We start from the raw sequence: 24493 nt of genomic DNA on the forward strand, positions 1-24493 counted from the left end.
CCTACAATGGGCTCAGCTTCGATCTCAGGCTTTTACCGAGGAATCCATGTACCAACTCAACGACCTGCTGCACCTGATGGCCCGGCTACGTGATCCGCAGCATGGCTGCCCGTGGGATTTGCAGCAGGATTACGCCAGCATCGTGCCGCATACCCTTGAAGAAGCCTACGAAGTGGCCGATGCCATCGAAAGCGGCGACTTCGATCACCTGCCAGGCGAGCTGGGCGATCTGCTGTTTCAGGTCGTCTATTACAGCCAGTTGGCAAAGGAAGAAGGGCGCTTCGAGTTCGACGCGGTGGTCGACGGGATTACCTGCAAGCTGTTGCGTCGGCACCCGCATGTCTTTCCTGATGGCGATCTCTACGGCTCGCCCGAGCTGCCCCGCCTCGACGAGGCGCAGATCAAGCAGCGTTGGGAGGAAATCAAGGCAGAGGAACGCGCGGAGAAATCCGCCGCGCCGGAGCAGTTGTCGTTGCTCGACGATGTGCCCAGCGCGCTGCCCGCCCTGAGCCGTGCCGCCAAGTTGCAGAAACGCACCGCCCAGGTCGGCTTCGACTGGCCGGATGCTTTGCCGGTGGTGGACAAGGTGCGCGAAGAACTGGACGAAGTGCTCGAAGCCATGAGCGAGGACGATCCCGAGGCGATCGCCGAGGAAATCGGTGATCTGCTCTTCGTCGTGGTGAATCTGGCGCGGCACCTTAGAGTCGATCCGGAAAACGCCTTGCGCGCGGCCAACCGCAAATTCGAGCGCCGCTTCCGTTTCATCGAGCAAGCCTTGCGAGACAGCGGACGGGCCATCGAGAATTGCGACCTGGAGACACTCGACGCGCTGTGGGGCGAGGCCAAGAAAGGCGAACGTTCGCCTTCCTGCGGCTAGCCGCGAGGGTGGATGTCGCTTTTCACATCCACCACAATGCGCTTCAACGCCGTTACGCATGTTTACCCTGCGCCATTTTGAATTCACCACGAGACGAGCCGAACATGAGTCTTTCCCTTCGCGATCAGCTGCTCAAAGCCGGGCTGGTCAATGAGAAGCAGGCCAAGCAGGCCGGCAAGCAGCAGCAGAAACAACAGCGTCTGGTAAAGAAAGGCCAGATCGAAAAGGACGACTCCCAGCGTGAAGCGGCGCTCAAGGCACAGGCCGAGAAGCTTGCCCGTGATCAGGAGCTGAACCGTCAGCAGCAGGAAAAGGCCGCGCAGAAGGCGCGTACCGCGCAGATCAAGCAGCTGATCGAGACCAGCCGCCTGCCCAAGCTGACCACCGAGGATTACTACAACTTCGTCGACGACAAGAAGGTCAAGCGCCTGTCTGTCAACAAGCTGATGCGCGACAAGCTGTCCAGCGGCTCGCTGGCCATCGTCCGGCACGGTGGCGGTTACGAGGTGATCCCGCGCGAGGCGGCGCTGAAGATTCAGGAACGCGATCCGCGCCGCATCGTTCAGCTCAACACCCAGACAGAAGCTCCGGACGCGGACGATCCCTACGCGGCCTACCAGATCCCCGACGATCTGATGTGGTAAGGCTCGCCGTCAGCTCGCTGGCAGCTGCGCGCTACCGGTCATGAGGTCGCTCGCGCACCGGTAGCGCCGCGTAACCCTTAGGTGCGTGCGTTCCATGCCCGACGGAAGGATGGATTTATGCCGTCTGACCGCGCTCTACTGCTATAGCCCATCCGGGCTTGTGGACCAGCAGGAGGACAGCGACATGGAAACCCATCCTTACGCGGACGAACTCGACACCTTCAGCTTGCAGGCCAACGGTGTACCGGGCGACCCGGAAGAGCCCGGCGTGCCGGACTTGCCCAGCGAACCCGGCGAGCCGACCATTCCGGATCAGCCACCACCCGCGCCGGTCGCCTGATCTTACGGCGAAATCCGAGACGCCCGAGCGAGCAGGTCGACCACCTGCTCGTCCGGTGTCTGTTCGAAATTACCGTAATGGCGACCCACGCCAATGAACGGCTCCGGCATCGCCAGACACAGCAACTCGTCCACTTCCGTCTTCAGCATCTCGATCACGTCCCGCGGGCCCACCGGCACAGCCAGCACCACGCGGCTCGGTTTGGACTGCTTGAGCCCTTTGAGTGCTGCCCGAACCGTGGCGCCGGTGGCGATGCCATCATCGATCACGATGACGCAGCGACCGGTGATCACCGGCGCCGGCCGGTCGCCGCAGTAGCGATGCCGGCGGCGCTCCAGTTCAGTCAGTTGGCGCTGCATTTCCTCCTCGAACCAGTTTGGCGGCGGAGCGACCTGGTTGAGCAGTTCCTGGTTGATGACCCATTTGGGCTCGGCGCCATCGATCACCGCGCCCAGCGCCAACTCCTCGTTTCCCGGCGCGCCGATTTTGCGTACCAGCACCAGGTCCAGTGGCGCGCCGAGACGCTGAGCCACTTCGAAAGCAACCGGCACGCCGCCGCGCGGCAACGCGAGTACCAGGGGATTCTGCTCACACAGGTGATACAGCGCCTCGGCCAGCTCCTGGCCGGCATGGCTGCGGTCGCGAAACAGATAGGATTCAGACGTGAACGCGCGCATGGCTCACTCTCCGAACGGGTAGGTATCCGGAACGATTTCGTCGTCGATCTGCTGAGGGCCGATAGGCGTCACCGCGGTGGTCTGCTCCAGCCAGATCAAGGCGTCGAACTGTTCGGACAGTATGGCCTGGAAATAGTGACTCTGGCGTTCGGTGGCCGGCCGGTAGATGACACCGATCGCGCGTTCCAGGCGTGGTCTGGCCAATGCCTGGCGCAACGACGTTTCGTTTCGCCAGCTGGTCAGTGATGCCGCGATGCCGGTCCGCAGGAACAGGTTTTCCCAGCTGTCCGGACGGGAGGGGCGGACCTGCTTGATCTGCATGGGCTCATCCCAGTTGTCCGCCGCTGCCACCTCGCCGCGGTCGGTGGCCATGCCGATGAGCACGGCGTCGCTGCCGAAGGCGGTCCGGCATAGCTCGCCGATGTTGAATTCGCCGCCCCAGCCCATGGACGTCGATGCCGCGTTGCCGATATGCGAGTTGTGCGCCCATACGATGGCCTTGGCATCGTCGCCGCGATGCTCCAGCAGCGCGCGCAGGGTATCGAACATGTGTCGGTCGCGAAGATTCCACGACTCGGCGGATCCCTGGTACATGGCGCGGTAATACTGCTCGGCGGCCATCACGACGCGGGCGTTGCGCTCGGCGTTGAAGAAGCTGCCACCGTCTCGCTCCAGATAGCGCAGCCGCTGGTCGAGCAGCGCGCGCAACTGCTCGACTACCTGGTCTTCACAGGAGGGCTCGCCGAGCATCACCTTGTGGCCATAAACCGCCGGCTCTTCATGCCAAGGGCTCAGGCAGCCGTAGCGGCGGCGCGCGGCGCTGGCAGCCTGCGGATCGACGCGGTCCAGATAATCCAGCACTTCACGGATCGAAGAGCCGAGGCTGTAGACGTCCAGGCCACGAAACTCTGCGCGCCGCTCGGGCGCCAGCCCCTCGTTGTGACTGCGCAGCCAACTGGCGAAGTCGGCGACTTCCCGGTTGCGCCACATCCAGGTCGGGAAACGCTTGAAGCCTTCTTCGACCCAGGTCGGCGGTTGCTGGTGACGCACGTACCGGTCGATCTTCGCCGCATCCGGCCAATCCGCCTCGGCGGCGATGATGTTGAATCCGTGGCGCTCGACCAGTCGTCGGGTAATTTGCGCGCGAGCGCGATAGAACTCGGAAGTGCCGTGGCTGGCCTCGCCGATCAGCACCACCCGTGCGTCGGCGAACTGGTCGAAGTGCTCGGCGAACAGCGGGTCGTCCAGCGCCGGTAATGGTGTGGCGTGGTGGCGCAGCAGCTCGAGCAGTTGTTCATCGCTGGTTTCGGTAGGGCGTTGGCGTGATCGGATCATGGCCGCGTCTCCTGGTCTGCTCTTACCGATGACCGACGCTGGATGCCCCTGTTCAGACCGTTCGGCAGGTCGTCCGAACAAGCGTAAGCGGCAGAACTGAACCCGACGGGCTAGTCTCTAAGCAAGGCGACGTCGATATCGGCAAACGAATTTTGCCGAAGGCGCTAGAACAAGGGGGTAGTCATGACGACCTGGATCATCGCGTACAGCAAAGACGGCAATACATCCATCATCAGGACCGAGTCCGATCACCAGCCGGATATAGACGAGGCAGTAGCGCTGGTTACGCAAAAGGCGGAACAGGAGTTTGCCGGAGAGGAAGATGCCTACGAGCATGATCCGGATATCGAGGAAACGCCGGCAACCCGTCTGGCCGAGCGCTTCGGCATCACCGTAACCGGAATCTCCCAGGCCTGATTGCCGATCAGGTCACCTGCCACACCTCACCATCTCCAACCACGAACAGACGCCGACCCGGGTTGGCGTCGACCTCCAGCATGCCGGTGAAGCCGCCGAAGGCGGGCAGCAGGCTCAGCCGCTCGCCAATGCAGAAGCAGGGCAGGCGCAACGACTGGCGCCCGCGTCCGTTCAGGCGAAATGCCGGATGCAGATGGCCCGCGAGAACGTGGTGGGTGGGGTGCGGATCGGGTTCGTGCTGCAAGGCGAACGGGCCTAGCAGCAGCGGCTCGGGGACGACGGTCATGCCCAGCGTAACGGGCGGGTCACCGGCTCGGCGGTCGTGATTGCCACGGATAAGTGTGATCGCCAGCGAGGCGTGATCGGCCCGCCATTGATGCAGCCGAGCCAGAACAGCCGGTGTCTGGGATTCGGGCGCGTGCAGGAAGTCGCCAAGGAAAATCAGCTGGCGGCAGCTGTAGCGCGCCAATAACAGGTCCAGACGTAGCAGATTGCTTTGCGTGGTGCCGTGCGGCACCGGTTGGCCGAGCCGGCGGTAAGCGGCCGCTTTGCCGAAATGGATATCGGCCACCAGCAGCGCCTGTTGGTCCGGCCAGTAGATGGCTTTGTCGCCGAGCAGCCATAGCTCGGTCTGTTCCAGTTCGATGGCCAGGTGCGAAGTCATGGCGGCATTTTATCGTGCGCGGGTGATGGTTCCCATGTCAGGTATCGGACCAGTCTCGACAACGGCCTGGCATTGGCTGCCTTCTGATGTTGTGGGAGGCCCGCCCCGGGGCGAAGCTTTTGCTTTGGAGGGGGGTAGAAGATCTGCTTTCGCCGCGAGGGCGCGCCTCCCACGGGCCGTGGTGCGCCGTTGCTCTTCGTGGGAGGTACGCCTCGGGGCGAAGCGGTTAGGGTTTCCGCTTTTTCAAGCGCGGCGTGCCGTCCTTGGTGGCGCGGGGTTTTCGTTTGGGGGCGGTTTCGCGTTCGACCGCAATGTTGGCGTCCGCTTCCGGCTGGTAGCCGCCGGGCCCGGCGGCCTTGTCTAGGTCGGCGACCATGCGGCGGATGCGGTCGGCCAGTTTTTCCGAGGTCATGCTTTCGCGGAAGCGCTCGACCATCAATGGGAAGGCCAGCGGCGTGGTGCGTTTGACGACATGTACGTCTAGCTGACGTTGCTGCAAACGGCTCAGGGTCTGCTCCAGGCGCTCGACCTCCAGCTCCTGGCGCAGCACTTCTTCCTCGGCCTGGGTCAGCAGCAGGTTGGCCGGGTCGTACTGGCGGAATACGTCGAAGAACAGCCCGCTGGAGGCCTGCAGCTGCCGCGCGCTTTTTTGCGCACCGGGGTAGCCGGAAAACACCAGCCCGGCGATGCGCGCGATCTCGCGGAAGCGCCGACGGGCCAGCTCTCCGGCGTTGAGGCTGGCGAGCACGTCGTGCAGCAGGTCGTCCCGGGTGAACAGCGCCGGCGTCAGCCACTGCAGCCAATCCACTTCGGTCGCCGAGAGCAGTTCGAAACCGTAGTCGTTGACCGCGATGGAAAAGGTCAGCGGCTGTCGTTGGCCCATCCGCCACGCCAGCAGGCTGGCCAGGCCCAGGTGCACGTGGCGGCCGGCGAAGGGGTAGAGGAACAGATGCCAGCCCTCGCGCGACTTCATCACCTCGGCCAGCAGCGTGGTTTCGGTGGGCAGCGCCGACCAGTCCAGTTGTACTCGTAGCAGCGGCTCGACCAGTTGCATCTCGGCGCTCTCGAACCGGCCACGCGACGCCGCACCGAGCTGCTCGACCACCGCATCGGCCAGTTCGCTCGATAGCGGCATGCGCCCGCCATTCCAGCGCGGCACGGCGGCCTTCCTGCCGGTGGCGCGGCTGACGTAGGCGGTCATGTTCTCGACCCGCACCAGCTCCAGCAGCCGGCCGCCGAAGAGGAAGTTGTCACCGGGGCGCAATCGGGCAATGAAGCCTTCCTCGATGGTGCCTAGCGAGCGACCGCTGCCGCCCTTGGCCCAGAATTTCACCGTCAGGCTGGCGTCGCTGACGATGGTACCGATGCTCATGCGATGGCGCAGGGCGACGCGGCGGCTGGGGACCGTCCACAGCCCGGTCTCGTCCGGCTCGACGCGCTGGTAGTCCGGATAGGCCGTCAGTGAATGCCCGCCGTGGCGGACAAAGGCCAGTGCCCATTGCCAGTGGTCCTCGGTGAGATCGCGATACGACCAGGCCTGACGCACTTCGGCGAACAGCTCATCGGGCCGAAAGCCGCCGCCCAGCGCCATGCTGACCAGGTGCTGCACCAATACATCGAGCGGACGATGCGGTGCGCTGCGGGCTTCGATACGGCGTTCGGCGATGGCCACCTGGGCGGCGGCGGCTTCCACCACTTCGAAACTGTGCGTCGGCACCAGCGTGACCCGCGAGGTCCGACCGGGCGCATGTCCGGAGCGGCCCGCGCGTTGCATCAGCCGCGCCACACCTTTCGGCGAGCCGATCTGCAGCACCCGCTCGACCGGCAGGAAGTCGACCCCGAGATCGAGGCTCGAAGTGCAGACCACGGCCTTCAGCGCGCCTTGCTTGAGGCCCAGTTCGACCCAGTCGCGTACCTCCCGCGCCAGCGAGCCGTGGTGCAGGGCGATGAGTCCGGCCCAGTCGGGACGCGTTTCGAGAATCGCCTGGTACCAGATTTCCGACTGCGACCGGGTGTTGGTGAAGACCAGCGTGGTGGCGGCCGAGTCGATCTCCTCGACCACCTGCGGCAGCATGCGCAGCCCGAGATGACCGGCCCAGGGGAAGCGCTCGATACTTGGCGGCAACAGCGTGTCGACGCGCAGGTCCTTGTCGACCTTGCCTTGCACCAGCTTGCCGTCGCCGGGGTATAGCAGCACGTCCAATGCGTGAGGCTGATTGCCCAGGGTGGCCGACAGGCCCCAGATAATCAGCTCCGGCATCCACTGGCGTAGCCGCGCCAGCGCCAGTTGCAACTGCACGCCACGCTTGTTGCCCAGCAATTCGTGCCACTCATCCACGACCAGCATGCGCAGGCCGGCGAATGCCTGGCGTGCGTCGGCGCGGGTAAGCAGCAGGGTGAGGCTTTCCGGCGTGGTGACCAGTGCGGACGGCAACCTCCGACCCTGGCGCGCCCGCTCGGCACCACTGGTATCGCCGGTGCGTAGTCCGATGCTCCAGTTGACGCCGAGATCATCCAGCGGGGCCTGCAGGGCGCGGGCCGTGTCGGCCGCCAGGGCGCGCATGGGGGTGATCCAGAGGACGGTGAGTGGTGCCTGTTTGTCTGAAAGTTTGACAGGCGTCTGCGGAGCCTTCGCGGGCAAGCCCGCTCCTACAGAAGCGAAACGATCGAGCGCGCCCAGCCAGACGGCGTAGGTCTTGCCCGAGCCTGTGGTGGCGTGAAGCAGGCCGGATTCGCCTTGGTCGACCGCTTGCCAGACTTCGCGTTGAAAGGGAAAGGGCTGCCAACCCCGACTGGCGAACCAGCGTTCGCTCAGGAGGCCGGGTGCGTCATTCATTGGCCAGCCTCTTGGAGGTGGGCCACGCGCGTATACCCGCTAGCAGCGCGTGTCGCCTGGCACACCGTGCCCGTTCGCGGTCGAGACCGCTCCCACGGTGGGTGTGGATTGCTCGGCCTGTGGGAGCGGTCTTGACCGCGAAAAAGAGGCTGCCCGTGCCTACCGAGTCGGGCTCGGCGCTTATGCCAGCGGCTCTGTCCGCTCGCGTTCTCCGCGTAGCAACAGCTGTCGCTATGCCCCGTGCCCGTTCGCGGTCGAGACCGCTCCCACGGTGGGTGTGGATTGCTCGGCCTGTGGGAGCGGTCTTGACCGCGAAAAAGAGGCTGCCCGTGCCTACAGAGTCCAGATCGCCGCTTATGCCAGCTGCTCTGTTCGGTCCTGTTCTTCGCATAGCAACAGTCATCCCCATGCTCCGTGCTTATTCGCGGTCGAGACCGCTCCCACGGGGTATGTGGACTGCTCGGCCTGTAGGAGCGGTCTTGACCGCTAAAAGAAGGCTGCTCATGTCTACGGAGTTCGGACCAACGCTTATGCCAGGGGAATGCTCTGCCGGTCATCCCAACAATTCCTTTAGCGTTTCCAGCGTGTCGGCTTCATCCACCGGTTTGTCGAGGCGCCAGCGCAGCATGCGCGGGAAGCGCACGGCGATGCCGCTCTTGTGGCGGCTGCTGGCGGCGATGCCTTCGAAGCCGAGTTCGAACACCAGCGTCGGGGTCACGCTGCGGACCGGGCCGAATTTTTCCACGGTGGTCTTGCGCACGATGGCGTCGACCTTGCGCATCTCCTCGTCGGTCAGCCCGGAATAGGCCTTGGCGAAGGGCACCAGCTTGCGCTCGGGATCGCCCGGTTCGCCGTCCCATACCGCAAAGGTGTAGTCGGTGTAGAGGCTGGCGCGGCGGCCGTGGCCGCGCTGGGCGTAGATCAGCACGGCGTCGACGGAGTACGGATCAATCTTCCACTTCCACCAGACGCCGACATCCTTGGTCCGGCCGACTCCGTACTGGGCGGCGCGTGCCTTGATCATCATGCCTTCGACGCCGCGCGCCCGAGACGCCTCGCGCTGTTGCGCCAGATCGGCCCAATCATGACCGGTCACCAGTGGCGAGAGCATCAGTCGCGGGTTGGGGCAGTTGGCGACCACCTTTTCGAGCTGCTGCCGGCGCTCACGGTGTTCACGTTGGCGCCAATCGTCGCCCTGCCACTCCAGCAGGTCATAGGCGAGGACGGCCACGGGCGCGTCCTGAAGGACCTTGGAGGTCAGATTCTTGCGACCGATACGCTGCTGCAGCAGGGCGAAAGGCTGTACGCCAAAGCGTTCGGTGTCTCCCGCAACATCGCCATTCGGCTGCTCGAAAAGTTCTGTCGCGGGCTCGCCGGGTGCGTGCTTCCAGACCAGGATCTCGCCGTCGATCACCGTGCCGTCCGGCAGGCAGCCGGCCAGTTCGCAGAGTTCCGGGAAGCGCTCGCTGACCAGTTCCTCGCCGCGCGACCAGACCCAGATCTGCCCGTCGCGCTTGACCAGCTGGGCGCGAATGCCGTCCCACTTCCATTCGATGAACCAATTGTCCGGCGCGCCGAGCAGCGTATCGAACTCTTCCACCGGCTCCTGCAACGGGTGGGCGAGAAAGAACGGGTAGGGCTGGCCGCCGCGCTGGGCATGCTCGTGTTCGGATTCGTCGGCTATCAGTGCACGGTAGCCCTCGGCGCTCGGACGGTGCGACAGATCGGTGTAGCCCACCAGCCGCTGCGCCACGCGCTTGGGGTCCAGATCGACCAGCGAGGCCAGCGCCCGCGTCACCAGGAGTTTCGATACGCCGACGCGAAAAGCGCCGGTGATCAGCTTGATGCAGACCATCAGGCTCAGCCGATCCAGCTCGGCCCAGAGTGCAGGAAGACGTTCGGCCAGCTCTTCCGGTGGCAGGCCGCGCAGGGGCAGCAGTTTGTCCTGCATCCACACGGCCAGCCCGTCGTCCGAGCTGTGTTCGGCCTCGGGCATCAACAGCGAGATGGTTTCGGCCATGTCGCCGACCGCCTGGTAGCTCTCCTCGAACAGCCACTCCGGCAAGCCCGAGGCCTGCATGGCGGTTTCGCGCAGCACGCGGGTCGGCACCAACTGACGCGGTCGGCCGCCGGCGAGGAAGTACACCGCCCAGGCGGCATCGGCCGGATCGGCGTCGCGAAAATAGTCGCGCATGGCAGCGAGCTTGGCGTTGCTCGAGGTGGTGGCGTCGAGGCGGCTGTAGAGGGTGGCGAAGGCTTTCATATCCAGGCACCTGCAACTACGAAAGCCTTTTCGCAAGCGAGCTTGCTGCTACAGGGGTGGCGTCGTGCTTCGGTGTAGGCGCGATTCGGTAGGCGCCAGCGCGTTGCTGAAGCCGGTGACTGCGGGTCGCGAGCAAAGCCGCTCCCACTGGAGATCGATGCGTAATAAGGCATCATTCGGCCTCCTGAGTGGCATCGTCCTCTTCACCGTATTCGGTCTCGAAGGCCTGGGCATCGAGGCCGCGCATTTCGCGCAGGTAGCGCACCAGCACCGGGACCGAGCCGTGGGTCACCATCACCCGCTCGGCGCCGGTCTGCTCGATGGCCCAGAGCAGGCCGGGCCAGTCGGCGTGGTCGGAGAGCACGAAACCTCGGTCGACGCCACGCCGCCTTCGTGTGCCGCGTAGCATCATCCAGCCGCTGGCGAAGGCGTCGGCATAGTCGCCGAACCTCCGCATCCAGGTGCTGCCGCCCGCCGACGGCGGGGCGAGGATGATGGCCTGCTTCAGGCGCGGGTCGCCTTTTTTCAGGTCGCCGGCATAGACGGTCGGGGGCAGGTAGATGCCGCCTTCGCGGTAGACCTTGTTCAGCGGTTCGACCGCACCATGGACGACGATGGTGCCGATGCTTTCATCGAGCCCGTGCAGGATGCGCTGCGCCTTGCCGAAGGCGTAGCAGAACAGCACGCTGGCGCGCCCGGCCGCGGCGTTGGCGCGCCACCAGTCGTTGATTTCGCGGAACACCTCGGCCTGCGACGGCCATTTGTAGATCGGCAGGCCAAAAGTCGATTCGGTAATGAAGGTGTGGCAGCGCACCGGCTCGAAGGGCGCGCAGGTGCCGTCCGGCTCGACCTTGTAGTCACCCGACGCGACCCAGACCTCACCCTTGTATTCCAGCCGCACCTGCGCCGAGCCGAGCACATGGCCGGCGGGGTGGAAGCTGAGCCTTACGCCGTGATGCTCGATGGATTCACCATAGGCCAGCGTCTGCAGCGGCATGTCGGCGGCGATGCGTGAGCGCAGGATGCCTTCGCTGTCGCGGGAGGCCAGGTAGTGGCCCATGCCCCAGCGCGCATGGTCGCCGTGGGCATGGGTGATGACGGCTCGGTCTACCGGGCGCCAGGGATCGATGTAGAAATCACCGGGCGGGCAGTAGAGGCCTTCGGGGCGGGCAACGACGAGGTCCATGGATACAGGCACTTTACGGGCTTGTAGGGTTGGAGCACGGCGCAGCGCTGCGAGTTCGCTTGGGCGAGTGGTGCGCCTTGGCGAAGCCCGCTCCGGGCGAAGCTTTTGCGTCAGATGGGGCAGTAGACCCTGCATTCGCCGCGAAGGCGCGCCTCCACGGGGCGGGGGCCATTGCTCTGACGGGTGGGGTGGGTGGCGTCCCGCTGCGGTCCGCCAAACACTGGATGCGGCTATCAATCCACCAGTTTCAGATGCGAGGTATCCGGCGGTGGCACGTCGCTGGCGCGGCGGCGCTCGCTCATGTCGCTGCCCACCGGCGCCAGGCTGAACTGCGAGAGATCCACTGCCGGGGGCACGGCTTCGGGACGGGCGTCCTGCAGGTCGGCACCCGCTGGGGCGATGCCGAAATCGGGCGCCTGGACGTCGACGAAGGCCGCCATATATTCGTCGCGTGGGGCGACCTGCAGGGGTTTGCGCGCCGCACCGTCCGGCATGGCTGTCGGTGCTGCTGCGGGCTCCTGCGCAGGCGGCGGGGCGAGTTCGATTTCCTCGACTTCCACCGGCATCGGCCGGACCTCGGCGATGGCGCCGGCGCGCGCCATGGCCTGGCGGTACTTCTCGACGCTGGCATGGTCGAGGTCCTGCTTGATCACGATGCGCCGGCCGGAGAACAGCACCGCGATCCGCTGGGCGTCGGCCTGGAACAGACGAGCCAGATTGGCCTCGACCTGCTCGAGGGTGGCGCCTGGGGCGAGCTCACCGGAAAACGAGATCTCGTAGCGGCTCATGATTCTGGGTCCTTTGTCTGGGCAGCGGCGATTCGGTGATCATAGTGGCTGCGATGGGTGCATGAAAGTCCGCTTCGTTAGCCGCGTCACGCCTTCGGCAAACGGCGCACACGAACGCGGACGACCGAAGCTATCGCTGTCCGGCGTCAGCTCCTCGATGGCTGGCTGGGCGATAATGCGGCCCCGGCGATTGCCTGCTCAACCTGCTAACCCAAGGATCGCGAACATGGTGGTATTCGAAATCAAGCCCCTCAATCCCGAGGCCTATCGGCAACAGACGCGTCGCAGCACGCTGGTGGTAGTGGCGACCTTCGCGGTGCTGGCGATGGGGCTGGCCACGCTGGCCGTCGCGCTGTTCGGCGAGCCGGGCGCGGACAACCTGCGCTGGAACATCGTAGGTGTCGTGCTCGGGTTGCTGCTGACCGCCGCGCTGGTGCGCTTCGTCTATTGGACAAAGCCCTGGATGGCCAGCGCCGCCTACGGTTGGAAACTCAAACGCAGCCTGATGAGCGTGACCAACCTCATGCACCACGTGACGGCGGGGGTAGAGGCGGGCGATCCCGCGGCGATCAAGCTGCTGCGCTTCTATCACCTCGGCCTGACACAGATGCATCAGCTCGATGGCAACAGTGCGTCGCTTGGAGAGGTGCAACGTGACATCGACCGGCACCGCGACCTGATGGAAGCACGTGGGCTGGACCCCGATCAGCGCGCCCTGGATGACGCCTGGCTGGGCTCGGTGAGGCGTTTCGCCGCGCTGAAATAGCGCAGGCGCCCCGCGCGGTCGCTGTTTCGTCGTGCCTCGGCCCGGCGGGCTCGTTCCGCGCCGGGTTCAGGCCCCGCGGTGGCGGCCCGTGCATGCGTCAATACCTGCGCGTTGCGCTCGCATATGACTGGTTGCAAGCCCGCGGAATATCCATACTCAGCAGCTGTTCGAGCCGGCCCACGCCGGCTTCGGTGGTTCGCTCAGCCTCAGGCCAAGGAATATCCAAACGATGAAACCGCTGTATCTGCTTGGCCTGATGGCCGGCCTGTCCCTGCAATCGATTGCCGCCGAGCCTCCATCCCCTTTGCTGGACGACAAACCGGCCTTCATCGCCAGCCTCATCGAGAAGATGACGCTGGATGAGAAGATCGGCCAGCTGCGCCTGATCAGTATCGGTGGCGACATGCCGCGCGAGCGCATTCTCGAGGAGCTGGCTGCCGGCCGCATTGGCGGCACCTTCAATACCGTCACTCGAGGGGACAACCGGCCGATGCAGGAAGCGGCGTTGCGCAGCCGGCTTCACATTCCGATCTTCTTCGCCTACGACGTGGTGCACGGGCACCGGACCATTTTCCCCATCGGCCTGGGCCTGGCGTCGAGCTGGGATCTGGAGGCCATCGCCACCAGCGGTCGCGTGCAAGCCATCGAAGCCAGCGCCGACGGGCTGGACATGACCTTTGCGCCGATGGTCGACATCTCCCGCGATCCTCGCTGGGGGCGGACATCCGAAGGCTTCGGCGAAGACCCTTACCTGGTGTCGCAGATCGCTCGTACCATGGTTCAGGGCTATCAGGGCAAATCACCGGCCGCGGCGGACAGCGTGACCGCGAGCGTCAAGCATTTCGCGCTCTATGGTGCGGTGGAAGGCGGCCGTGACTACAACGTGGTGGACATGAGCCCGATGCGCATGCACCAGGACTTCCTGCCACCGTATCGCGCAGCCATCGATGCGGGGGCGGGCGGCGTGATGGTCGCGCTGAACTCGATCAACGGCGTGCCGGCCAGCGCCAATACCTGGCTGTTGCAGGATCTGCTGCGGCGCGACTGGGGCTTCAAGGGCGTCGCGCTCAGCGACCATGGCGCGATCAGCGAGCTGATTCGCCATGGCGTGGCCAAGGACGGACGCGAGGCGGCGCGGCTGGCGATCAAGGCCGGCATCGACATGAGCATGGCCGACTCGCTGTATCTGCAGGAGCTGCCGGGGCTGGTGAATTCGGGCGAAGTCGGTATCGGCGAGATCGATGCGGCGGTGCGCGAGGTGCTGGGTGTGAAGTACGACATGGGGCTGTTCCATGATCCGTTCCGCCGCATCGGCTCGGCGAAGGATGACCCTGTCGACGTCAACGCCGAGAGCCGCCTGCACCGCAAGGCCGCCAGGGAAGTGGCGCGCCAGTCGCTGGTGCTGCTGGAAAACCACGACCGCACGCTGCCGCTGGCCAAGCGCGGGACCATCGCGCTGGTCGGCCCGCTGGCCGATTCGCCGATCGACATGTTGGGCAGCTGGTCCGCCGCCGGCGTCGCCAAGCAGTCCGTGACGCTGCGTCAGGGCATGCTCGACGCGCTGGGCTCGAACGCCGAGCTGAGCTATGCACGAGGCGCCAACATCACCGATGACAAACACATGGTCGACTACCTGAACTTCCTCAACTGGGACAACCCGGAGGTGGTGCAGGACCCGCGCTCGCCGGCGGACATGATCGCCGAGGCGGTGGCTGTGGCCGAGCGCGCCGATGTCATCGTCGCCGCGGTGGGCGAATCTCGGGGCATGTCCCACGAGGCCTCGAGCCGCACCAGTCTGCAGATTCCCGAGAGCCAGCAGGCGCTGCTGAGGGCGCTGAAAAAGACCGGCAAGCCGCTGGTGCTGGTGCTGATGAACGGCCGCCCGTTGGATCTGAACTGGGCCAAGGCGAACGCCGATGCGATCCTGGAAACCTGGTTCAGCGGCACCGAAGGCGGGCACGCCATTGCCGACGTGCTGTTCGGCGACTACAACCCCTCCGGCAAGCTGCCGATATCCATCCCGCGCTCGGTGGGCCAGATCCCTACCTACTACAACCACCTGCGTGTCGGCCGCCCCTATGTCGAGGGCAAGCCGGGCAACTACACCTCGCAGTATTTCGAAGAGCAAACCGGGCCGTTGTATCCCTTCGGCTATGGCTTGAGCTATAGCCAGTTCGAGTTGTCCAAGCTGCGGCTGTCGAGCCCGACGATGGCGCGCAACGGCGAGCTGGACGTCAGCGTGACGCTCAAGAACGCCGGCCCGCGGGACGGCGCCACTACCGTGCAGTTATACCTTCGTGACGAGGTGGCCTCGGTCATTCGCCCGGTCAAGGAACTCAAGGCATTTCGCAAGGTCGCCCTCAAAGCGGGAGAGGCACGTGAGATCCGCTTCCGGCTCAGTGAGAATGACCTGGCATTCGTCAACGCACAGTTGCAGCGCGTGGCCGAACCAGGCGAGTTCGAGGTGCAGGTCGGGCTGGATTCGGAGCAGGTGGAGCATGCCAGCTTCACCTTGCAGTGAGCCTCTTCGCAGCTTGTCGCCCGGGCCGTGCTGAAGCCTGAAAAAGCCTTCAACGAGTAGCTATCCGGCGCTTGTGCGGCATGGGATGATTTGCCGCTTCGCTTGTTCGCGCAGGGAATCATTTCCCGTTGCGGTAGACCAACGAGGGCAAACCGGGCCGCAAAGCGGCCAGCGGTAATCGTGATAGCTCAGGAGGCGATGTGTCACGTACCTTTCAACTCGAAACAGGCGCTCGCAGTAGTCGAGCGCTCCGAATGACGCTGAGTGTGTGCCTGGGGCTGTTCGCCAGTTCCAGCTGGGCATTCAGCCTCGACGATGTGGCAACCAAGGCTGAAAAGCTCGCAGCGCAAGGCTACGAAGCACCGAAGAGCAACCTGCCGCCAGTCTTTCGCAACATGGCGTTCGGCGACTATCAACAGCTGCGTTTTCGCGGCGACAAAGCCCTGTGGCATGACGCGCCGACACCGTTCGAGCTGCAGTTCTACCATCAGGGCATGCACTTCGACGTCCCGGTGACGATCAACGAGATCACCGCCGACGGCGTCGAGGAAATCCGCTACGAGCCCGAGATGTTCGATTTCGGCAAAGTAGAGGTCGATCATGCTGCGCTGGAGAACCTCGGTTTCTCCGGCTTCAAGGTGCTTTATCCGCTGAACAAGGCGGACAAGGCCGACGAACTCATGACGCTGCTCGGTGCCAGCTATTTCCGCGTGGTCGGCAAGGGCCAGGTGTATGGCCTGTCGGCGCGCGGCCTGGCGATCGACACGGCATTGCCGTCAGGCGAGGAGTTTCCGCGGTTCCGTGAGTTCTGGATCGAGCGGCCAAAGGCCGATCGGCGCAACCTGGTGATCTATGCGCTGCTCGATTCGCCACGTGCCACTGGCGCCTATCGGCTGGTGGTCACACCGGGCAAGGACAGCACTGTGGACGTGAAGGCGCGCGTCTATCTGCGTGAGCCTGTGGAAAAGCTCGGTATCGCGGCGCTGACCAGCATGTACCTGTTCGGCTCCAACCAGCCGAGCGACCTGCTCAACTACCGCCCGCAACTGCACGATTCCGAAGGGCTGGCCATTCACACCGGGGCCGACGAATGGATCTGGCGCCCGCTGAACAATCCCAAGCGCTTGGCCATCAGCAGTTTCAGCGTCGAGAACCCGCGCGGTTTCGGCCTGCTTCAGCGCACCCGTGACTTCGGCCGCTACGAGGATCTGGACGACCGCTACGACCTGCGTCCCAGCGGTTGGGTCGAGCCCAAGGGCGACTGGGGCAAGGGACGGGTCGAACTGATCGAGATTCCTACGCCTGACGAAACCAACGACAACATCGTGGCCTTCTGGGTGCCAGATCAGCGCCCCGAGCCCGGTCAGTCACTGGACCTCGACTATCGCCTGCACTTCACCATGGACGAACCGGCAGTGCACGATCCTGCTTTGGCCTGGGTCCAGCAGACGCGGCTGTCCACCGGCGACGTCAAGCACTCGAACCTGATCCGCGAGCCGGACGGCAGCACTGCGCTGATCGTCGACTTCGTCGGCCCGAATCTGGCGGAGCTGCCGGCGGACGCGCCGGTGAGCACTCGTGTCAGTGTCGACGACAATGCCGAACTGGTGGAAAACAACCTGCGCTACAACCCGGTGACCAAGGGCTGGCGTCTGACCTTGCGTATGAAGATACGCGACCCGAAACGTCCGGTTGAATTGCGCGCAGCGCTGGTGGATGGCGAAAAGACGCTCTCCGAAACCTGGAGCTATCAGATTCCGACCCATGAATAATCCAGTGGAGTCTTCGCTTACGGACGACTATGTCGGCCAGCTGCCGATCGATGCCGAGCAACGTCAGGCGCTGACTCGCGAGGTCGAACAGGCCGGTGGCGAGCTGCCGGCCGTGCATCGGGCCCTGGCTCACAGTGGCCCGACGGACGGAGCCGAATCGGAGGGCGATGAGTTCCTGGCTTCGGTCGCCGCGCGGCTGAAGCTCGGCTGGGGCGATACCCTCGAGCGTGCCAAGGCGCTGGCGAGCGACCATCAGGGACGCACCTGCATCCGCTCGACGCCGCCCATCGTGCGCACCCGGATGGTCCCCGAGCCATGGCACACCAACATATTGCGGCTCAGTTGGTGGCGCTTCTTGCGCAAGAAGAACCGCACCGTCGAGATGCCGCCGCCCCAGCTCGTGGATCGATCGGGCTGGCGCAAGGTGGCAGCCTTCCGGCGCACGACGCTGCTGATCCTGATGCTGGTGCAAACCGTGATCGCCACTTGGCACATGAAATCGGTACTGCCATACCAGGGTTGGGCGCTGGTTAATCTGCAGGAGGTGTTCGACCAGCCGCTGCAGGAGTCGGCGCGGCAGATTCTTCCTTACCTGGTGCAGACCAGCATTCTGTTGCTGTTCGCGCTGCTGTTCTGCTGGGTTTCGGTGGGTTTCTGGACGGCGCTGATGGGCTTCTTCCAGCTGCTCAAGGGCCATGATCGGTACAACATCTCCGCCAGCACCCTCGGTGACGAGCCGATCCCCCGTGAGGCGCGCACCGCGCTGGTGATGCCGATCGCCAACGAAGACGTGCCGCGGGTGTTCGCCGGGCTGCGCGCGACCTATGAGTCGCTCAAGGCGACCGGGCAGATCGAGCATTTCGATATTTTCGTCCTCAGCGACAGTAACGATCCCGATACCTGTGTTGCCGAGCAGAAGGCCTGGCTGGAAGTGTGCCGGGACGTCGACGGCTTCGGCCATATCTTCTATCGCCGCCGTCGCCGTCGAGTGAAGCGCAAAAGCGGCAACATCGACGACTTCTGCCGTCGCTGGGGCAGTAGTTATCGCTACATGGTGGTGCTCGATGCGGACAGCGTGATGAGCGGTGATTGCCTGACCAGCCTGGTGCGGCTGATGGAAGCCAATCCCGGTGCCGGCATCATCCAGACCGCGCCGAAAGCCTCGGGCATGGACACGCTGTATGCGCGCATGCAGCAGTTCGCCACCCGGGTCTATGGGCCGTTGTTCACCGCCGGGCTCAATTTCTGGCAGCTGGGCGAGTCCCATTACTGGGGCCACAATGCGATCATCCGGGTCAAACCCTTCATCGAGCATTGCGCCTTGGCGCCGCTGCCGGGCAAGGGCGCCTTCGCCGGCGACATCCTGTCCCACGACTTCGTCGAAGCGGCGTTGATGCGCCGGGCCGGCTGGGGCGTGTGGATCGCTTATGACCTGCCGGGCAGCTACGAGGAATTGCCGCCCAACCTGCTCGATGAGCTGAAGCGCGACCGCCGCTGGTGCCACGGCAACCTGATGAACTTCCGGCTGTTTCTGGTCAAGGGCATGCACACGGTGCATCGTTTCGTGTTCCTGACGGGTGTGATGTCCTATCTGTCGGCGCCGCTGTGGTTCACCTTCCTGGTGTTGTCCACCTGTTTGCTGGCGATTCACACGCTGATGGTGCCGGAGTATTTCCTGCAACCGAACCAGCTATATCCGCTTTGGCCGCAGTGGCATCCGCGGGAAGCCATTGCCCTGTTCTCGGCGACCCTGACCCTGCTGTTCCTGCCCAAGCTGCTCAGCGTGCTGCTGATCTGGATTCAGGGCGCGCAGGAATATGGCGGACGGATCCGGGTACTGCTGTCGATGCTGCTGGAGAGCCTGTTTTCCATGCTGGCGGCACCGGTGCGCATGCTGTTTCACACGATATTCGTGACGGCTGCGTTTCTCGGTTGGTCGGTGCAGTGGAATTCGCCTCAACGTGCCGACAATGCCACGCCCTGGGGTGAGGCTTTGCGTCGGCATGGCTCGCAGATGGTGCTGGGCGTGCTCTGGACGGTGCTGGTGGGCTGGCTAGATCCGGCTTTTCTGTGGTGGTTGGCGCCGATCGTGGTGTCGTTGATCCTGTCGGCTCCAGTGTCGGTGCTTACCAGCCGCACCGGGCCGGGTCTGGCGGCGTTTCGCCGTAAGCTGTTCGTGATCCCCGAGGAGTTCAATCCGCCACAAGAACTGGCCTCGACCGATCGCTACACACGCCAGAATCAGGACAACGCCCTGCATGACGGCTTCCTCGCGGCGACGGTGGATCCAATCTATAACGCCCTGGTCTGTGCCATGGCACGAGCGCGTCACGCCAAGATCGTCCCGGGCGCCGAGCAGTTGCGCGAGCAGCGCATGCAGCAGATTCTCGATGCCGGCCCCAACGGAGCGGCCGAGGCCGCGCGCTGGCGTTTGCTGAACGATCCGGACGGGATGGCGCACCTGCACCAACGGGTCTGGCAGGACGATCGCTACCAGGCGTGGCGTGAGGCCTACCAAAAGCCCCAGCAACCGGAAACGCCCTGACTGCCAAGCTCGCGGTCGAGACCGCTCCCACAGGTGACCTAGCTGTTGAGTCGTTTGTGGGAGCGGTCTTGACCGCGAAAAAAACTCTTCTGTCGGCGTTATGGCGTTTGGTCAAGGAGGGGCTGGGTGTCATGTCTAGCCCAGCGACTCGCCGAGGCCGTGCGTGCGCTAACGTCTGGAAAGCTCGCGGTCGAGACCGCTCCTACGGGTGACGTAGCCGTTGAGTAGTTTGTGGGAGCGGTCTTGACCGCGAAAAAAACTCCTCCGTCGGCGTTATGGCGTTCGGTCAAGGAGGGGCTGGGTTTCATCTAGCCCAGCGGCTCGCCATGCCGTGCGTGCGCTAACGTCTGGAAAGCTCGCGGTCGAGACCGCTCCTACGGGTGACGTAGCCGTTGAGTAGTTTGTGGGAGCGGTCTTGACCGCGAAAGAAACTCCTCAGTCGGCGCTATGGCGTTCGGTCAAGGAGGGGCTGGGTGCCATGCCTGGCCCAGCGACTCGCCGAGGCCTTGCGTGCGCTGAACACCTGGAAAAGCTCGCGGTCGAGACCGCTCCCACGGTTGGCCTAGCCGTTGAGTAGTTTTCTTGACCGCGAAAGAAACTCCTCAGTCGGCGTTATGGCGTTCGGTCAAGGAGGGGCTGGGTGTCATGGCTGGACTAGCGACTCGCCATGCCGTGCATGGGCTGAACGCTGGAAAAGCTCGCGGTCGAGACCGCTCCTACGTTAGGCCTAGCCGTTGAGTAGTTTGTGGAAGCGGTCTTGACCGCGAAAAAAACTCCTCCGTCGGCGTTGTGGCACTCGGTCCAGGAGATACTGGGCACCATGACTGGCCCAGCGACTCGCCGGGCCGTGCGTGCCGCTAGACGCTTGGAAAAGCTGGCGGTCGAGACCGCTCCTACGGGTGGGCTAATGTGGAAGGCTTCCACGATTGGCTACTCGTGGACGGCCCCGTGGGAGTGTTCGCTGCCGTCGGCATGCTGATGCACGTGGGGGCTGTTTTGCGGTTCGGCCAGTTGATGGACGTCTGACGGTTGTTGGCCACCGTGGCCAGCGTCTTCGCCGGCATGCGGGTGGTCGGCTGGGTGCGGCATCGATTTGCCGCCCCCGTGCTGGTGGCCTTCGCTGGTTGCTATCAGCGTCTGGTATTCCAGCGCAGTCAGCGACGGCAGCTGTTCCAGCAGGGCGACCAGACCCCATATGTATGGATCGGACATGCTTCTGCCCCAGGCGGGCATGCCGCTGGATCTGATGCCATGTTTGATGACCCAGAAGTCGCTGGCCGGGTCGTGGGTGCGGTTGGGGTTGGTGAGGTTCGGCGGCGACGGGTAGAGATTCTGGCTCAGTTCCGTGCCGTCCATACCAGGGGCGAGATGGCAGCCGACACACATGGCGTCGTAGTTACCCGCTCCTGATCGGATCAATTGCGGATCGCCCAGATCGGGCGTTTCGATCCCGCTGGCACGGGTTGCGATGGAGCGCTCTCGAACGGTTTCCAGCAACATATGGACCGATGGGCTATGTGGTCGGTCAGCGGCGACGTCGATCAGGCCGGAATACACCACGCCCGCTCCGATCAGGAAGATAGTGAAGGCGGCCAGCAGCAATGTCGTCAGGGTTTTAAGCATTATTCGGCGTGTTCTCAGAACCAGAATCGGACGCCCGCCACCAGGCGGGCCTCGTTTGTGTCTTCACCTTCGGCACGCCGCAGGTCGGCGCTGTCGCCGTAAGTACGGCTCCAGCTTACTCCCAGGTAAGGTGCGAATTGTCGACTGATTTCGTAGCGCAAGCGCAATCCTGCGCTGGCCTCGCTGAGACCCGAGCCGACACCGCGTGATTCGTCATTGCGGCCATACAAATTGAGTTCGGCATTGGGCTGCAACACCCAGCGCTGTGTCAGCAGAACGTCGTAATCGGCTTCCAGGCGCAGCGCGGTCTGGCCAGCCTCGCCGATGAAAGCCGTGACTTCGGTTTCCAACCCATACAGCGGCATGCCCTGCACGCCGAAGGCTGCCCAGGTTTGCGGTGAGCCGGGTTCGAAGTCCTGGCGAATGCCGGCGACGGTCTCCCACCAAGGGCTGACGGCATGGCTCCAGAGCATCTGCAGTTCGGCCTCTTCGGTGTGGCTGTTGCTGCGTTCGCCTTCGGAGCGGAACGCCAGGCGATCGACGTCACCGCCGAACCAACCGGAGAGATCCCAGGCCAGCGCACTGCCGTCGTCGGCATCCTGCCATTCCAACTGATCGGCGAGGACAAAAAAGTTCGAGCCGCCCTGATGCATCTGGTGCGGCGGCAAGTCGGGGAATGCCGCCGCGCGCTCCGTGTCGCGAATCGTCGGGACCGGCGAGCGAGTTTCCCGGCCTGGCGGAATGCCAGTTGCCGGCGGGTGGGTGGCAGTTCCCTGTGATGCGGAGCCGTGGTGCATGTCGCCATGACCCATGGCCTCATGATCCATGGCCTCGTGGTTCATCTGGCCATGATTCATCTGGCTGTGATCCATCGGCGCAGCATGACCGGCGTGGTCCATGGTTTCCTGCGCCTGGCTCGTCGCAGCGGCCAGACTCAGGGCGATGGCAAGAGGCAGCCGACCGGATCGTGGAACGACCACTTGCCTCGCCTGGACGCTATGTTTGGATCGCCCGTCAGTGATCATGCTGCTGGCCCTGTTCGCCACCCTTGGGCCTGTCGTGGTCCATCTGGCCGTTGCCCATGTTGCCGTGGTTCATGTGGCCATCGCCCATATGTTCCTCGTGCATCTGCATCATCTCGTCGTGATCCATGCCCTGCATCATGCCGCCTTGTTGCGGCTTGGGTTGCGTTGCGTGCGGGGCGGCCTCGGCGCTGGGTGCTTCCTCGGCGTGATGTCCGTCGTGTTCGTTTTGCGCAGGGGCGGCGCTCAGTTGTAGGGCGGCGAACAGGCCAAAGGCGAGTAGGGCGCTTTGCTTGAACGGGGTCATGAGGCTCTCCTTCATTCTTCGACGCGGACTTCACGGAACATTCCGAGATCCATGTGCATCAGCATGTGGCAGTGGTAGGCCCAGCGGCCGAGGGCGTCGGCCGTGACGCGGTAGCTGCGTCTGGCGCCGGGTGGCATGTCGATGGTGTGCTTGCGCACCTTGAAATTGCCCTGCTCGTCTTCCAGGTCGCTCCACATCCCGTGCAGATGGATGGGGTGATGCATCATGGTGTCGTTGACCAGCACGAAGCGCACCCGCTCGCCGTAGGTCAGGCGAACCGGTTCAGCATCGGCGAAGGGGATGCCATCGAACGACCAGGCGAAACGCTCCATGTGGCCGGTCAGGTGCAGTTCGATGGTGCGTGTCGGCTCGCGGCCGTCCGGGTCGGGGAAGGTGCTGCGCAGGTCGGCATAGGTCAAGACACGGCGCCCGTTGTCGCGCAGTCCGATGCCGGGGTCGTCCAGTTTGGCGACCGGCATCATGGTCTGCATGTCCACCAGCGGATTGCCGGTTTCGCTGGCCGGGTGGGTCTGCATCGGGCTGTTGCTCATGGCACCGCCATGGTCCATGGCCGAGTGGTCCATGCCGGTCATTCCCGCATGATTCATTTGTCCATGATCCGTTTGCGAGTGGCCCATCTGCGCGTGGTTCATCTCACCGTGATTCATCGCTTCGTGCCCGGTGGCGCCTGGGGCCATCGGCTGCTGCGCTCCGGCAGCATGCGAGCCGTGATCGCCATGGCCCATGTCGCTCATGCTCAGTTCGGGGCGGGGATCGGGTTGCGGCACCGGCGCGCTCAGCCCTTGGCGCACGGCCAGGGTGCCGCGGGCATAACCGCTGCGGTCCATGGACTGGGCGAACAAGGTATAGGCGTCCTGGCTGCCATCCGGGGCGACGATGACATCGACCGTTTCGGCCACGGCCAGGCGCAGCTCGTCGACCTCTACCGGTTCGACAAGCTGGCCGTCCACCGTGACCACGGTGAGCTTGAGGCCAGGGATGCGGAAGTCGAAGTAGGTCATCGCCGAGCCGTTGATCAGCCGCAGGCGAATGCGCTCGCCGGCTTCGAACAGGCCGGTCCAGTTGCCGTCCGGTACCTGGCCGTTGAGCAGGTAGGTATAGGTTTCACCGCTGACATCGGCGAGATCGGTCGGCGACATGTTCATCTTCGCCCAGGCCCAGCGGTTGCTTAGCGTGTCGCTCCAGCCCTGGTCGGCCACGTCATCGATGAAGTCCCCCAGCGTGCGCCGGCCGCGGTTGTAGTAGTCAGCCTGTTTTTTCAGCTTGGCCAGCACTCGCGCGGGGCTCTCGTCGGTCCAGTCGCTGAGCATCACCACATAGTCGCGATCGTAGGTGAATGGCTCCGGCTCTCTGGGGTCGATGATCAGCGGGCCATAGACGCCGAGTTGCTCCTGGAAGGCTGAATGGCTGTGATACCAGTAGGTACCGCTCTGCTTCACTTCGAAGCGGTATTCGTACAGGCCGCCCGGTGCGATGCCGGCAAAGCTGAAGCCGGGCACGCCGTCCATGTTGGCCGGCAGCAGGATGCCGTGCCAGTGGATCGAGGTGTCCTGCGGCAGGCGATTGCGCACGCGCAGCGTCACGATGTCGCCTTCGCGCCAGCGCAGCAGCGGGCCGGGGATGCTGCCGTTGATGGCCAAGGCGGTGCGCTCGCTGCCGCTGAAGTTGACGCTGAGCGAGTCGATGGTGAGGTCGAATTCGGTGCCGGACAAAATCTCCTGGTCATCCGTCTGACCGGGCCGGTCCAGCGCCCACACGGGCTGGCGCCACGCGCCCAGGCCAGCGACGACGCTGCCTGCTGCAAGGGTCTTGATGAAGGTTCGGCGCGACGCTATGGACTGCATGATGTTCCTGTCGATTTAGCGGGGCGGGTCGCCGTCATGCGCCTA

Annotated in this window: 19 protein-coding genes; 8 read left to right on the forward strand and 11 right to left on the reverse strand. The window is 64.3% G+C overall.

Translation table 11 applies throughout. The features are described 5' to 3' along the window. The first annotated feature begins 46 nt into the window (after positions 1 to 46). The 3 genes from mazG to KCX70_RS08015 all read left to right on the forward strand — a co-directional run bounded on the left by mazG (position 47) and on the right by KCX70_RS08015 (position 1861). On the forward strand, positions 47 to 877 hold the full coding sequence (gene mazG / locus KCX70_RS08005; protein WP_212619830.1) for a nucleoside triphosphate pyrophosphohydrolase: 831 nt from the start codon (positions 47 to 49) through the stop codon (positions 875 to 877). Positions 878 to 981: 104 nt separating this feature from the next. Beyond that, positions 982 to 1521 (forward strand): DUF2058 domain-containing protein, encoded by a 540-nt coding sequence (locus KCX70_RS08010; RefSeq protein ID WP_021207675.1) that lies wholly within the window; start codon positions 982 to 984, stop codon positions 1519 to 1521. Positions 1522 to 1705: 184 nt separating this feature from the next. Beyond that, a complete protein-coding gene (locus tag KCX70_RS08015) occupies positions 1706 to 1861 on the forward strand; it encodes a hypothetical protein (RefSeq protein ID WP_021207676.1) in 156 nt (51 codons plus the stop codon). A 2-nt stretch (positions 1862 to 1863) separates the two neighbouring features. Here KCX70_RS08015 and KCX70_RS08020 read toward each other — a convergent pair whose 3' ends face one another. Together KCX70_RS08020 and KCX70_RS08025 are read right to left on the reverse strand one after the other, a co-directional pair. Beyond that, positions 1864 to 2538 (reverse strand): phosphoribosyltransferase, encoded by a 675-nt coding sequence (locus KCX70_RS08020; RefSeq protein ID WP_212619831.1) that lies wholly within the window; start codon positions 2536 to 2538, stop codon positions 1864 to 1866. 3 nt (positions 2539 to 2541) lie between these two features. Next, positions 2542 to 3873: an erythromycin esterase family protein gene (locus KCX70_RS08025; RefSeq protein ID WP_212619832.1), complete on the reverse strand. Its 1332-nt coding sequence runs from the start codon at positions 3871 to 3873 to the stop codon at positions 2542 to 2544. Between the two features lie 183 nt (positions 3874 to 4056). Between KCX70_RS08025 and KCX70_RS08030 the strand changes: the two genes are divergently transcribed. Then, entirely contained in the window at positions 4057 to 4290 is a 234-nt protein-coding gene (locus KCX70_RS08030; protein WP_021207679.1) for a hypothetical protein, read from the forward strand. Between the two features lie 7 nt (positions 4291 to 4297). Here KCX70_RS08030 and pdeM read toward each other — a convergent pair whose 3' ends face one another. From pdeM to KCX70_RS08055, 5 genes are all read right to left on the reverse strand, one after another. Then, complete coding sequence (pdeM, locus tag KCX70_RS08035; protein ID WP_102846155.1) at positions 4298 to 4954, reverse strand: ligase-associated DNA damage response endonuclease PdeM; 657 nt, start codon at positions 4952 to 4954, stop codon at positions 4298 to 4300. 226 nt (positions 4955 to 5180) lie between these two features. Next, positions 5181 to 7790 (reverse strand): ligase-associated DNA damage response DEXH box helicase, encoded by a 2610-nt coding sequence (locus tag KCX70_RS08040; RefSeq protein WP_212619833.1) that lies wholly within the window; start codon positions 7788 to 7790, stop codon positions 5181 to 5183. A gap of 553 nt (positions 7791 to 8343) precedes the next feature. Beyond that, positions 8344 to 10053, reverse strand: a complete 1710-nt coding sequence (locus tag KCX70_RS08045; protein ID WP_212619834.1) for an ATP-dependent DNA ligase — start codon at positions 10051 to 10053, stop codon at positions 8344 to 8346. 172 nt (positions 10054 to 10225) lie between these two features. Beyond that, positions 10226 to 11239 (reverse strand): ligase-associated DNA damage response exonuclease, encoded by a 1014-nt coding sequence (locus KCX70_RS08050; RefSeq protein ID WP_021207683.1) that lies wholly within the window; start codon positions 11237 to 11239, stop codon positions 10226 to 10228. 233 nt (positions 11240 to 11472) lie between these two features. Next, positions 11473 to 12027 carry a hypothetical protein gene (locus KCX70_RS08055; RefSeq protein WP_102851099.1) on the reverse strand — a complete coding sequence of 185 codons (555 nt, stop codon included), beginning with the start codon at positions 12025 to 12027 and terminating at the stop codon, positions 11473 to 11475. Between the two features lie 226 nt (positions 12028 to 12253). Here KCX70_RS08055 and KCX70_RS08060 point away from each other — a divergent pair, with 226 nt between their 5' ends. From KCX70_RS08060 to mdoH, 4 genes are all read left to right on the forward strand, one after another. Continuing rightward, positions 12254 to 12793: a DUF3087 domain-containing protein gene (locus KCX70_RS08060; protein WP_212619835.1), complete on the forward strand. Its 540-nt coding sequence runs from the start codon at positions 12254 to 12256 to the stop codon at positions 12791 to 12793. 229 nt (positions 12794 to 13022) lie between these two features. Then, positions 13023 to 15314 (forward strand): beta-glucosidase BglX, encoded by a 2292-nt coding sequence (bglX, locus tag KCX70_RS08065; protein ID WP_212619836.1) that lies wholly within the window; start codon positions 13023 to 13025, stop codon positions 15312 to 15314. A gap of 254 nt (positions 15315 to 15568) precedes the next feature. Further along, positions 15569 to 17086, forward strand: a complete 1518-nt coding sequence (locus tag KCX70_RS08070; protein WP_212619837.1) for a glucan biosynthesis protein G — start codon at positions 15569 to 15571, stop codon at positions 17084 to 17086. After that, complete coding sequence (mdoH, locus tag KCX70_RS08075) at positions 17079 to 19631, forward strand: glucans biosynthesis glucosyltransferase MdoH (RefSeq protein ID WP_212619838.1); 2553 nt, start codon at positions 17079 to 17081, stop codon at positions 19629 to 19631. The genes KCX70_RS08070 and mdoH overlap by 8 nt, the downstream gene beginning before the upstream one ends. A gap of 930 nt (positions 19632 to 20561) precedes the next feature. Here mdoH and KCX70_RS08080 read toward each other — a convergent pair. From KCX70_RS08080 to KCX70_RS08095, 4 genes are all read right to left on the reverse strand, one after another. Further along, positions 20562 to 21254, reverse strand: a complete 693-nt coding sequence (locus tag KCX70_RS08080) for a c-type cytochrome (RefSeq protein ID WP_212619839.1) — start codon at positions 21252 to 21254, stop codon at positions 20562 to 20564. A gap of 14 nt (positions 21255 to 21268) precedes the next feature. Then, a complete protein-coding gene (locus KCX70_RS08085) occupies positions 21269 to 22153 on the reverse strand; it encodes a copper resistance protein B (protein WP_249121735.1) in 885 nt (294 codons plus the stop codon). A gap of 115 nt (positions 22154 to 22268) precedes the next feature. Next, a complete protein-coding gene (locus KCX70_RS08090) occupies positions 22269 to 22583 on the reverse strand; it encodes a hypothetical protein (RefSeq protein ID WP_212619841.1) in 315 nt (104 codons plus the stop codon). Between the two features lie 11 nt (positions 22584 to 22594). Continuing rightward, positions 22595 to 24448 (reverse strand): copper resistance system multicopper oxidase, encoded by a 1854-nt coding sequence (locus KCX70_RS08095; protein ID WP_212619842.1) that lies wholly within the window; start codon positions 24446 to 24448, stop codon positions 22595 to 22597. Positions 24449 to 24493: the final 45 nt, after the last annotated feature.

Source organism: Stutzerimonas stutzeri, assembly GCF_018138085.1.
In the GTDB taxonomy this organism is placed as follows: Bacteria; Pseudomonadota; Gammaproteobacteria; order Pseudomonadales; family Pseudomonadaceae; genus Stutzerimonas; species Stutzerimonas stutzeri_AI.